6 protein-coding genes are annotated in these 13,219 nt (G+C 57.5%); 2 read left to right on the forward strand and 4 right to left on the reverse strand.

Annotation, left to right across the window (positions count from 1 at the left end):
- Nucleotides 1-9: 9 nt before the first annotated feature.
- From PP263_RS08820 to PP263_RS08835, 4 genes are all read right to left on the reverse strand, one after another.
- Nucleotides 10-2,136, reverse strand: coding sequence for a UvrD-helicase domain-containing protein (locus PP263_RS08820; RefSeq protein WP_308368027.1), 2,127 nt, complete (start codon nt 2,134-2,136; stop codon nt 10-12).
- Complete coding sequence (locus tag PP263_RS08825; protein WP_308368028.1) at nt 2,136-8,543, reverse strand: DEAD/DEAH box helicase; 6,408 nt, start codon at nt 8,541-8,543, stop codon at nt 2,136-2,138. Before PP263_RS08825 ends, PP263_RS08820 begins: the two co-directional genes overlap by 1 nt.
- Before the next feature lie 71 nt (nt 8,544-8,614).
- Nucleotides 8,615-9,748 carry a Fic family protein gene (locus tag PP263_RS08830; protein ID WP_308368029.1) on the reverse strand — a complete coding sequence of 378 codons (1,134 nt, stop codon included), beginning with the start codon at nt 9,746-9,748 and terminating at the stop codon, nt 8,615-8,617.
- Nucleotides 9,749-10,097: 349 nt separating this feature from the next.
- Complete coding sequence (locus tag PP263_RS08835; RefSeq protein WP_308368030.1) at nt 10,098-11,267, reverse strand: Fic family protein; 1,170 nt, start codon at nt 11,265-11,267, stop codon at nt 10,098-10,100.
- An 843-nt stretch (nt 11,268-12,110) separates the two neighbouring features.
- Between PP263_RS08835 and PP263_RS08840 the strand changes: the two genes are divergently transcribed.
- Together PP263_RS08840 and PP263_RS08845 are read left to right on the forward strand one after the other, a co-directional pair.
- Nucleotides 12,111-12,431: a hypothetical protein gene (locus PP263_RS08840; protein ID WP_308368031.1), complete on the forward strand. Its 321-nt coding sequence runs from the start codon at nt 12,111-12,113 to the stop codon at nt 12,429-12,431.
- 2 nt (nt 12,432-12,433) lie between these two features.
- Complete coding sequence (locus tag PP263_RS08845; RefSeq protein ID WP_308368032.1) at nt 12,434-13,093, forward strand: hypothetical protein; 660 nt, start codon at nt 12,434-12,436, stop codon at nt 13,091-13,093.
- Nucleotides 13,094-13,219: the final 126 nt, after the last annotated feature.

Raw genomic sequence — 13,219 nt, forward strand, 5'->3', positions numbered from 1 at the left:
CCCTCTCAATCACTCATTTGCAATAAACCTGCTAGGGCTACCACACCAAGTCACAAACAATGAGCGAACCGCACGCGTAGCCGCCACATGCAGCAGGGCCCGTTCATTCAGCTCCCGAGCCCGTATTTCGGTGATATCCTCCGTACTATTTCCTCTCGGCGGCATGGGCACCACGCCCTCTGAGATGCCGACCAGAAACACGTCCTTGAATTCCAGGCCTTTGATCCGATGCATGTTGGCATAACGGACCCCTAGCACCGCGGTATTATCGGTAGTATCCCGGCTGACTTTGTACACTTCTATCCCGGCTTCCCGCAGTTTCCCGGTGACCATTTTCAAAGGAATTTCCGTTCGCCCTACAAGGCAGATATCACTCAGCGGAACCGCCTCTTCCTGCAAACGCCGGATCTTCTGAACAATAAATTCCGCTTCATCCTGCGCATTTTCGAATCCATGCACAGACGGCGGCTGGCCATCAAAAAGTGACCGATAGCCATTTGGCCTGTCTGTCCCGCCGTCCAGGTCATCGACCTCCACGCCCTCCAGCACCGCGGTGGCATAACGGCGGATCTGCTCACTGGTACGGTAGTTGATACGAAGTTTGCGCCCCCTGCCCCGAATATTGATACCGCAGGAGGATAAAGAAGCCCTTTTCTTGTAGATGCGCTGGTGAGCGTCACCAACAATCATCATGCAATCCCGGTTGTCAATGGGCACCAGCTCACCCAGCAACTTGAATGCCTCAGCGCCGAGATCCTGGCCCTCATCGACCACAACCGCACGGTAGGGCCGCACCACCGCCCCCTCCCTGATCTTGTCGATGGCAATAAAGACACCGTCCTCCATCGTTACCAGGCCATGTTGATGAAGCTGCAGGCGCATCTCTTCGAATACCGGCCAGATCTGCATCCGTTGTTTTCTGTTCAGCGCCACCCCGCGACCAATACGGCTGGCCTTGAAATACTCCTTCTGACTCAGCACCCGCTGTGGAAGAATGACCCGCTCCCACTCTTCCTCATAAAAGGAGTCTGGTAAATCAATTTCGCTGGGAGCCATTTGCACGGCCCTTTCCCAACACTTGTCATAGGACTCGTTACCCGGATACACGATCTTGAGCGACTCTTTCTCGCGCTTGAGAAAACGATGCACCCAGCGATCAATATTCATCACCTCGATTTGCTTCATCTGCTCGGGCGTGCAGATCTTGCGCAAATTGGCCTCGATATCCATGGCCAGGTTGCGGGTAAAGGTGGTGAACAGCAGCCTCTCATCGGGCTCGAGCACATTCTTGACCAGCCAGCGGGCGCGGTGCATGGCCACCACCGTCTTGCCGGTACCAGCCCCGCCAAGCACCCGTACAGGGCCGTTCCAGGTACGGTCGACGAGTTCACGCTGGGTCGGGTGCAGGAACACCCGCCACTGCTCCAGAGGGGCCTCAAGCATCTGCTTGAGCTCCATCTCATCTTCCACCACATGGAAACGGCGCTGGCTCTGGGATGTCAGCAGGGCCCGCTCGTAGTCCTCGATATCGATCTTCGACGGACCGTCCGCAGCGGCATACTCCTCCATCACCTCCTCGAGCGGCAGCCCCTCTGCCAGGAAACACAGCGCCTCGAAGGCCTCCACCGGAAGCGTGTTTTGCATGGCATCCAGCTGGTCCTGACTGACCAACGCCTTTACACCCTCCAGCCGCTCTTGCGGAATACCCAGCCTCAAGAGCTCACGATCCCGCAAACTGAATAGAGGCTCAGCGGCCGGCACTGCTTGCGCAACCACCGCAACGGCAAGCTCACTGTGAACCGTCTCGTAGATTTGCAGCGAACCCGTCTCAGGGTGCACCTCACACTTGTGCCGCCGTGCCCAGTCGTAGGCGGCGTCGTGCTTGTCCACCCACATCATCAGGTAGACATTGCCCACCTTCGGCTTGTAAACGATCCCCCGGTAATCCTGGTCAATGCGCACCGAGCGGTATCCGGGGCTGGCCGCATCGTTGATCTTCTCGTAGTTGATGCCGGAAGCTTCGGGGTTATTGCGAAACTTGCTGACAAACTCATTCACCTTCTTCTGCTGCGCCCTCGGCACTCGCGCAAAAGCCTGGAAAAAGTCCTGGGAAATGGCGACTTGTATGGCTGGCATTACCAGACTCCATCCTGTTTCAGTTGTTCTATCCGGGATATCAAATCCCCCCCGGCCTCGACAGCGATCCAGCCCGCGGGCACTGAGATCAATTCTTCAACGATCACAACTTTCTGATCGACCCAACACAGTTCTACAACCTCTCCACTCACAAGCACCTCACCGTTATCCGCGGTCAAGTCCAGCCCCACTTGCGGCTCGGGCAGTCCCAGGGCAATCAGGGCATGCAACTGATCTTCGGGAATCAGGCTCAGCTCGAAGACATCGCTCCACTGGCCCACCACCTGATCCCGCTCACCGCCAGTTTGGCGCAGCGCCTCCCAACTGCGCCAGACACTATCCAGACTGCCATCGGCAACTGTGCTCCGGGTGGACATGGAAAAGCCCCGTAGGAACTGCAATTGGTTGGCCGCATGCCAGAAGGCCCGCCAGTTGCTCTTAAAATCATCCGTCAGCTGCGTGTTGCGGTCATCGAAACACAGGTGGAGCATCATGCCCGACAGCAGGGTTTCTTCGCCAACCGTCTTCATGGCCGCGCCCGGCAAGGTGGCAGTAACCTCCATGCCGCCCGGAGAATTGCCGAAGGCGTCCATCATGCCACCCAGCACTCTGCCCTGCTCAGACACTGCAAGGCGCTCCCTCACCCACTGGGGAGCATTCTCCTGCAATTCATAATCCACCTTGTGGCGCAAGGCGGTGTCGGTAACAGACCTGGGGTGCAGCAGGGTTACCCCGCGGAAGAGTGACCATTGCGGATCTTCCGCCAACACCCGTTGAGGGTCGCGCAGAATGCGCTCCAGCCTCCGGAAACTGCCCAGGCTGGCATTCGCCTTCTGCTTTGCCGCCCCCGCCCAACCCAGCGAGGCGGCCAGCTTGTCCCAGACTGCCGTCATGCCGGGCTCAACACCATCGGCGCGCAGAATATCAATATCCAAGGGTTTCTCCGGCTTTCCGGGCTCCGGCAAATCATCCCAGTTGAGCGAAAATACCCAGAACCGCTCAGACAGCAACAGCCCCGAGCGCTTGCGCACATCATCGCCAACAATATCGTGGTGGTACTGCAGCCCATCCAGGTACACCGCGATGGGTCGATACTTGCGGGCATCCTCTTCCCGCGCCGGGCGCAGCAGCACATCGATTTCGGTCATCACCGGCGCCCCGTCCTGGGGGCCCACCTTCACCTGGTGCTCCAGGGACCAGCTGGATACCTGCCCGTCTGCACCGGTAATCGTCAATAGGCTCCCGGTCTTCCCATTTACGAGAGTCGGGGCCATGCGCCCCCCCGGGAGAGCACCCAAGGCATCAACGAAACGCTGCTCCAGCTTGCTTTCGATCAGCACATTGGTACTGATGTCGGCGATACTCTCCACTTCCTTCAGCTTGTCCCACTGGTTCAGAATGGAACCGAGCAGTTCAGAGGCCACGCTGCGGGAAATCGTGGTCATATTGCGGCTGTGCCGATAGGCATAGATACAGCGGTAACAGCCGTCCTTGTCTTCATGGTCCACGCAACCGCAGCCATCCAGCGCGGATTTCGCCGCGACCAGAACTTGCCGGAGTTTGTCCGGATCACTCATCAGCTCTTTCAGGTAGCCGGTGCCGCCGGGAATACGGTCATAGATCACCAGATACACCCGCTCGCCACTTTCCATGGTGCCCGGCGTGCGCATATCGGTGACTTCCAGGTGGTGGACGTCCCCCCGAAAATAGGCTCTCAGACCCAGATTCAGGGCCGCGATAAAGGAGTGGAGTTTCTGGTCGGAGTAAGCCACCTCACTCAGGGGCAGCAGGATACGAACCGCCTCGGATGTCAGCTCCCGGTACAGATACAGGCTGTCGAGGAAATCCGCCTCGGTGGCCTGGGTCTCGTCTTTATTGAAGCGGCAGGTCCAGGCATGGGGGCGTTCATGCTTGCGGTATCTGGCCTTCTGGACCTTGCCGCACTCCCGGCAGAGTTTGAAACCCTGGCGCGGCATCTCGCGGCCAGCCACCGAGAAGTTGTGACTTTCGCCTCCCTTGGGCCCGAAGTTGATCTCGCGAAAGTCGGCTTTTTGCAGGTACTCAAAACCAAAGGGCAAATCCGGGCTGTCGATTTTGTAGGCCTTCTCGTGCCCTTCATCCGGGATCTCAACCAGCATTTCCCGGTTATAAAACACAGGTTCACGCTGTTCGGAATCATCGCCAATCCGGTCGCGGCGGTCGTCCACGGTGGCGTATACCTGGCGAAGTTTCAGTACCGTGTGTTTCTGGCCGGCGTCGGCCCACTGGGCACTGCCGCACTTGGGGCAGGCGCTGTGCCTGTCCCCGGTATCCACATTTTCACTGTGGGAGCAGCGGTCGCAAAAACGCCACTCTTCCACCTGAGACAGCTGCAGATCCACCTGCTCGATTTCCATCTTATGGCTGATGGCGTAGAACTTGTTCTCCGGGGCCAGCTCACTGAGCGCCGCCTGTGCCGGGCGCTGGAACACATAGGCATCCTTGGCCAGCCCCTCCCCCTCTTGCCGTTCCTGTGCGGATCTGCGCCGCAACACCACGGAGCGCAGAGACACGCCCTCTTCAGGAAACGCATAGTTGGGCAGCAGCCCCTCGTCGGTGAAGAAATTCAACACACGCTGCCCCCGGATATGGGCCAGTATCGACAGCAGCGCGTTGCGCTCGCGGGTAACCTGGCCTATCTGCTCCTCGATCAGCTCATCCGCAGGCTGTTTCTTAAGCTGCTCCAGTTCCCGCTTGAGCTGATCCACCCGCTTGGTCAGCGACTGGCGCTCCTTGACCAGATCCTGCAGGCGGTTAACCAGGCGGCCCTCCAGACACTTATCGCCGGATTGCACCAGGAAACGTTCCAGATATTCCCGCGCCTCCAGATCCAGATCCGGGAACAACGCAAAGAAACCGTCCAGCAACAGGGATTTATTACCCTTGATATAGTCGAGCAAGCTATACGGGAACTGGTCCAGATAGCTCTCCTGCACCGCATCCAACATCTTGCCGAGCTTGTCCGGAATGGCCGATTCGTCGACCCCCGAGGCATTCCAGGTATCGAAACAGTAAGCCAGCAGCTGCCGCTCCAGCACCGCCGTTGCCTTGAGGAAGACCCCGGGCGTAGCCACATCTCCGGCCATCATCTCCATGGGGTCTTCATAGAAATACAGGTCGTGGTTCTGGCCATTGGCGATGGTAATCGCCAGCGCATTGCCGTCGCGGCGCCCCGCCCGCCCGATACGCTGCAGGTAATTGGCTTGGGCCGGGGGCACGGAACACAGCAGCACGGAGGACAGCTCCCCGATATCGATCCCCATTTCCAATGTGGGCGTCGCCGACAATACATTGGCATCCCAGGGTTCCCGCCCCCGCATAAAGGAGCGCTCCGTGGCTTCTCTCTGCTCGCGCTCCAGCAGGCCGGTATGCTCGGCGGCCACCAGCCGGCGAGGTTCCGATTGACGCTGATAGGGGGGCGCAGACAGCTCCGGAGCCAGCGCATAACGCCCGTGACAAGCTGAGCGCATGCAATACATACCCTCATAAGCTGCTACTTCGTCGGCCGCCACGGACAGGCGATGGCGACAACTGCCGCACTCCACGGTGCTGGTGCGGGTGGTAATCCTGAGCTTGGCCGGGTCCAGCAGCCACAGGGTTTCCTCTCCCGCATTCTTCTCTGTAAGCCAGCCGGCGCGGCTCAGGCCATCCATCAAACGGCTGAAAAACTCCCTCGCCTCTGCGGCAATAAAAACGTGATCTTCACCCAGCACCTTCTTCAACCAGGACATGGCCCAGGTATCCCTGGACTTATGTGTCAGGGCTTCCAGGTTCCTGGCCACCTGGGTCAAGGTAGCGGCGGCCGGCGGGCGCTGGGATCTGCCGAAGCCCGGCATCCATTTCAGGAATTTATTGATGATGAACTCATTGCCCTTGCCTTCGAGATAGCCATCCAGAACGGAATCATAAATGGCACCGACACTGCGCAGGTGTTGCATCAGGCCCAGCACAAAGTGCCGGAACACAGCGTCGTCCTGATCCCGCAAGGGTGCAATCTCTTCTCTGAGGACCGCGGAAATACCATCAATGGTTTTATTGAGGGCAAACGGATTCCAAGCCACCGCAGCCACACCAGTGCGCTCCAGCGAACGTCCGATGCGGCTGCGGCGCCCGAATTCCGCAATCACTTCCCAGTGCAAACGCCGCTCGATATAGCTGGGCAGTTCGCTCTTGTCGGGCAGGAGCCCTGTCTTGGTCAACTCGCGGTAATCCTGATGCCAGGCCAGATTCGGGGGCAGGAAAAGACCGCAGAATTTCTTGTCTGAACCACTGATGCCCCGCCAATAGGCCGGGAACTGCGCGGCCATTTCCTTGAGCGGCAAATCCACCCGCTTGTCCTTCAACCACCAGGCCATGGCCCGGCGCATCACTTCCCTCCAGGTATTGGATTCGATATAGCCAGCCCGGTGGGCCGCATCCTGCACCGAATCCGAGAAAGCGATCAGCTTGTGGTCATCATTGAACGGGGTATGGAAAAGCCTGCCGGTCATCACACTGGCGAGGGTCGCCGCCCGATAACCCATAATCGCCAGGGAATCCCTGGCACCACATTCCGGGCAGTCGTGGTGGCTGACAACGCAATTTTCACCGCCGCGCTGCGCTGACCGGGTGATATTCGGCACCCCGACCCTGCGCAATCCCTGGTGCTGGCACTCGCAACACTCACCGGAGGGTGACTCCGATTGCAGTCGCAGACAGGAGGGGCACAGCATCATCACCGCCCCTTCCACCTGCTGTTCCCCCGTCAGGGGGATCATCAGCATGGCACTGGGTGACGCGTCAAACCAGGCCTGATAGAAGCCCTGCAAATCCGCATTGATATGGCTGTCGGACTTGCGCTTTACCGCGCCCCAAGCCGCCAGGTTACATTCCCTGCAGTGCAACAGGGGAAGGTGCAGCGGCTTCTCGGTATTTTGCAGATCATCGGCAAATACCAGCCTGGCGGGGTCGTCCCCCTTCGGTACAGAGCACACCAGACGCCGCAACTCCCGCAACCACAGCTGCTGGCGCACGTAGAGGAATGGCTGTGTCCATTTGGCCGGCTCTTCATGGTCCGGCTGGCGCCACAAGCGCGCCGCCGCCACCAGGGAAACCAGGCTGGCCAGCAGCCGCTTCACCTGCTCCCGGCTACCCAGTCCATAGCGCTCGGCCCACTGCTGGGCCATCTCATCCATATTGGACAGGGTATGACAGGCACGAATCAGTGAGTGGAATGCCTCATGCTGGTGTAGCCACTCGCCCAGCCGGACCGAGATCTCCGCCCGGCTTCGCTCACTGCCGGACTGCAATTGACTGATCTGGTGCAACGGCTCGTCCGGGAACCAGAGACGGACCTGTTCGAACAGGTAATCCTCCGCCCGCTCATAGCCGGCGGCATCCAGGCGCGGATCCGAGGCGTCCGGCCAGTGAAATATTTTCACCTCACCCTCGCCGCCGCGGGATAGGTATTCCTCCGGCGACAAGCGGTCTTCCAGAATGATGCCGTCCCTGCCCAATTCAGTAGCAAAGACGGTACGGGCATAATCCAGCAGTGCATCCGAGGCTCCGGCGCCGATGGTGGCGGAAGTGCCGACACACACCAGCTCCGGCCCCACCTCCAGGCGATCCCTGAGACGGCGCACCAGGCAGGCCAGGTCCGTGCCCTGGGCACCGTCAAAGGTATGCAGTTCATCCACTACCAGATAGCGCAGCATCCCCGGCGAGTTAAAGCGCCACAGCGCCCGGTCCTTGGGCCGGATCAGCAGGAAATCCAGCATCTTGAAGTTGGTGAGCAGGATATCCGGGGGATTCTGGTGCAGTGTCCTGCGGCAAGTAATCACATTCTCCGGCCCCATGGTTGTCTGGGACTCGCTCTCACTGCCAACGAACAGGCCAACGGTGATCCTGGTATCCAGTTTGGCCACCTCCCCGGCAAAACGCCGCGCCTGGTCCGTGGCAAGAGCATTCATCGGGTAAATGACAATGGCCTTGATACCCTGCTCGCGGCGGTGCAGGGCATCATCCAGCAGCGGCAGCATGAAACACTCGGTCTTGCCGGAGCCGGTGCCGGTGGCCACCAGGGTGGACTGCGGCGCGTCGCCGCACAGGCGCTCAAACGCCTTCAACTGGTGCTGGTAGGGGGTATAGGGAATCTGTACATGACGCAGGGGAATACTGCCGGCTTCCGCCAGGCGGAAAGGCAAGCGGATATCCAGCCACGGCCCCTTGAACAGGGCCCCCGGCTCGGCAACCAGGCTGTCGATCACCGCATGGGGCGAGCTGCCCCCGTCCCGGGCCCGTTGGAACCAGGGGGTGGCGACGGGGAAAGCGCTGTGCAGAAAGCGGTGAATCTCGTCCTGTAGTTCTGCGCTGACAAGGCTTGGCAGCATATCAATCTTCCCCCTCTCCCTAACCCTCTCCCCCAATGGGGGAGAGGGGACTGTTGAGATGAGTAGTTACGTTATTGGTTAATCGCCGGAATAAACTCTTCTTTCTCCAGAACCTGAATCAGGCTTCTCATCAGGAAGTTATTCATAAAGCTCACACAATAAATCCGGCCATGTTCCTTGAACGGGCGGATAAAACCGGCATCCTTCATTTTTACGATCAGGTGGGTGCGCTGCCGGGGTGTCTGCCCTTTCAGCGCGTCATCCAGCTCCCCCGCCTTGAAGTGCTGCTTTTTGATACCAACACTCAGCACCCTGGCTTCCTCGTTGTTGATATACCCCCGCTCGATGGCCAGCTTCAGGGTGGGCACCAGAATCTTTTTGTAGAGAAAGTCAAAATCCAGCAGTTTGTTGACCTTGGTCACTTCTTCAAGGATGCCGCCGAGCACATAGTCGCACCAGTTGAGAATCGCTTCATCGGTGCCGGTATCCGCCTCGGCCAGCCGTTGGTAATAAATATCCCGGTCATTACAGAACACCGCCGTCGGGTTCAGTATCTTGCCCTCCGTGACGTTGAAGCCGTACTTGATCAGCAAGGCATAGGTCAGCAGGCGCACCACCCGCCCATTGCCATTGCCGAAGGGGTGAATCCAGGCAAAACGGTGATGGGCGACAGCGGTTTTCAGCAGATCGTATTTATCGGCGCCCCTGGTGTTGATGAACGCCAGCAGTTCATCCATAAAAGGCTGCACGGCAAGATGGTCCGGTGGAACGTGCTTGGCCTGGCTGATTTCCACGTTCCAGGTCCGGTAGGCGCCCGGCGTTCTGTCGCCCTCGCGCTCCAGGTCATCGACCACCAGTTGATGCAACTCACGGACAAAATGATGGGTAATATCCGCCCCTTCATGGATGTTCTGCTCAATAAAGTCCATGGCGGCTTCGACATTGGAAATCTCCGAGAAGCGCTCACTGGAACGCTCCTTGTTCTCTATCTTCTTCTCGATGTATTCGGAAATCGTCGTGCGGTTGCCCTCGATCCTGGCCGAGCCCACGCTTTCCAGGATATGGAAGATGTTCTTGAGCTGAAAAAAAATCCAGGGGGCCGTGGTGCCGTCCAGGCGCAACCGCCGCAGATGATTCAGCTCGATCAGCGTATCGGTCAGCGGAGAATCAAAATCAGGGCTGACTAGCCTCAGATCAAATCCCACAACCTCACCACCATATCTACAAACATATCCATCAACCTATTGATATATATGGAATTATTTTAAACTGATAGAGAACAATATCTACATTCTACCTTGAGCCATAACTACAAACAACGGGTTGCCAGAACTACACATCACGGCCCTCGGGAAACGCTCCGGCGCGGTGATAGTCCTGTTCGCGGTTAACTACTCGCCCCAATAGTCCCCTCTCCCCCTTTGGGGGAGAGGGTTAGGGAGAGGGGGAACCGGTTAGCGCCCCCTCCCCCGGCCCCTCCCCCGCAAGCGGGAGAGGGGAGAGTAGTTACCCCGACTTATTGTTTCTGGGTTTCCGCGCACCGGCGGTGCTTATCTACCGCACAGGCAGTTCCGTGCCCCGGCTCATGATCTCAATGTACGCGGCATAGCTGAAAAGCCGGTTGCGCTTCTTCGCCGTCAGTTCCTCAACGATTCCGAGGTGCTGCAGGCGTTCCAGCGCCTTGTTGACGGTTGCCGGAACCATACCGGTCTGCTCAACAAGCCGCCCCGAAGTAGCCAGCGGATGCTCCATAAGGGCCCTGTGGACCCTGGATGCAGCCGGAGCGGCGCGCCCCAGACCTTCGATCCTCGCCCGATCCCGATGCGACAGGTCCATAAGCTGCCGTGCCGTATCTACTGCCTGATTGGCCGTGACAGTCACAGCCTCCGCGAAAAAGTCGAGCCAGGCTTCCCAATCTCCGCTCAACCTGACCTGGTTGAGCAGGTGATAGTATTGCTGGCGATGCGTTTTGAAATAGAGGCTCAGATAGAGCATCGGCTCTCGCATCACTTTTTGCTCATAGAGCAGCAGGGTTATCAGGAGACGCCCCAGGCGGCCATTACCATCGAGAAACGGGTGAATTGTCTCGAACTGCACATGGGCCAACGCGGCCTTCAAAAGCACCGGCGTGGCTACGGGCTGGTCGTGAAGGAAAGCCTCCAACTGGCTCATACAATCCAGCAGCTCCCCGGGTGGCGGCGGCACGAAGGCGGCGTTGCCGGGGCGGGTACCGCCAATCCAGTTTTGCGTTCGGCGGAACTCTCCCGGGGTTTGGTGGCTTCCCCGGCCCTGCTTCAGCAGTACCCCATGCACTTCCCGGAATAGCCTCAGCGAAATAGGGAGACCCGCCTCCAGCAGTGCCAGGCCGTGATGCAGTGCCGCCACATAGTGACTGACTTCCCGCACATCGTTCAGGGGGACGCCGGGCTCCTCGTTCAACTCAAAGAGAAGAAGGTCCGATAGCGAGGACTGGGTGCCCTCGATCATGGAAGAAAGAACCGCCTCCTTGCGCACGTACATATACAGGAAAAGTGATGTGTCCGGCAGCAGGCTCGAAATGCTGTCCAGGCGCCCAAGCGCCAAAAGCGCCTGGTCGAATTTGCCGCGCAGTTCGGGGCTCCACTCAATGGGCGGCGCCGGTGGCAAAGGGGCGGGAACAAAGGCCTGCGCCTTTTCCCCGACCGTCGAAATGGTCACATACCTGCCCTGAAGATCCCGATCCATACCGTGCTGAAGTTAAAATTGCCAAGCTCGTTATTTTAACATTGGGCCTTAACTTAAAACAAGATCGCTTTCCCCTGCCGAGGCAACCGCCCCCTCCCGGTGAAGCAGCGGGGCGGTTCGCCGCCAGCAGACCATTACTTACGACCAGCTGCCAGCCGGGCAGTTGATCATAAGCGGCCAGCGCATTGCGTACTTCCTGCACCTCCCGCAGTGGCGCCAGCACCCGCCTGCCATCCAGAATGGCGGTGATCTGCTCCTCGCTGAGGGTCGCCCTCGATCACCAAGGAACCGTGAATGGTGCGAATGCGATTGACTCGCCGCAACCGCAAGCTACCGGCCTACTCCAGCCGCGCCGCCACGCGACCCACGGCCTCGGCAATTTCCGCCAGCCGGGTGACGATGGCCGGGGTGAGGGTGAGCGGCGGGTTGTAACAACTGGATCTCATTTGCTTAAAATGCCTCTGTAATCAATCGACTCCAGCCCGATAGGTTCGCTGCTCAACCCCGCAAAGTGTAAATGTCAAGATTTGACCCCGTCTGTGTGACCCCGTCTGTGAGATTTGACCCCGTCTGGTTGACCCCGTCTGGTTGCTAGATTTGACCCCGTCTAGTTGCGTGACCCCGTCTGGCTCTCTCGAAAAAAGCGCCCACCCCCAGCCCCAAAGCTTGGGAAGTAAAGCGAATATAAAATAACCTGACCAATGATGCTAAGCCTCGCCAGATAATCTAGAAATTTCGACTTACAGCTGCACTCTTCAATCCACTCCGACCCGATTTTTAACAATTGTAGCGATCTGTCCCTTCCTGCTAAGATCGCGTCAAAAGCGATCAGAGGATATCCAAATGCCGACTTTCTGGATAATTGATACCAAAGTTCAAGTACTGCCCAAAAGCTCCCTACCACAGGATGGAAGCAATTATTACTTTGGGCGCTCCGTAGTTCCCGAAGATTCCAAAGAAGAGGCGATCGCCAAACTAACTGCCGCACTTGAAGAAGACTTCATGACCGTAGTGGAAGTAACCAGCGCTGTCGACCACGAAAGTAAAATCTGGGACAGCGAAGAAGATGAGGACTTCGAAACCAATGAATCTCTAGAAAAATCGAAGTTAACTGGAAACATTGAGCTGGGCTGCTTTATATCTGAACTTTCACTGGAGGACTAACCGTGTCAAAGGGAGCAATGACATTAGCCGAAGGAAGCCAGGCTGAGAAATACAAAACAGATGCAACCCTGATTTTAAACGGCACAGAAGAACGCCAGTATACTTTAAGAACCGCCTTCGACTCCCTATCGGTATGGAAGGCCAAATATGCCGTTGGCATATCGCCATTTTACCCCCGCCTAAAAACGACCATCAAAGAAGCCGCCCTGATTGACAGTGATATTTGGGTATTTGGCGTAGATGGAACAAACCCTCAACACATCATTGAAGCCGTAAACATCGCGACTACATTCTATCAAGTGACGGCTCGGGAAATTCTAAGCAACATCTATATTAAAAACCTGAATACAGAAGACGAGCCAAAATATGACGACTTTGACTTTATAGTCCGCTTAAATAAAGACTTATACAGATCTACAACAGAGGCAATCAGAGAGGCATGTCGGCACTTTGGCATCAATCACGACATAAATATTCACGTTTACAGCGCCAACATCAATCACAAAATCCCCCAGAAAGACCTCCACGAAGCACTGAAATCTGGCGGAGCCACATCAGTTCAGACGGACCCGAGGGGCTTTACGTTTAAATCCGGAAACAACCTCGGGAATAAAAGCGCACGGATAAAAACAAACATGCATATTGCAAGGCTGGAATTCTAGTCGATGCATTACAGCAGTTTTCCTGGGGCAAGAGCTACCTGCCCCAGGATAACTGCCGAAATCAAACTTGGCCTACAGGCTCGTATGACTTCTCAAGGTTTTCGATTTGCTCTTTCATAGGGAAAT

Source organism: Microbulbifer sp. TB1203, from assembly GCF_030997045.1.
Classification (GTDB): domain Bacteria; phylum Pseudomonadota; class Gammaproteobacteria; order Pseudomonadales; family Cellvibrionaceae; genus Microbulbifer.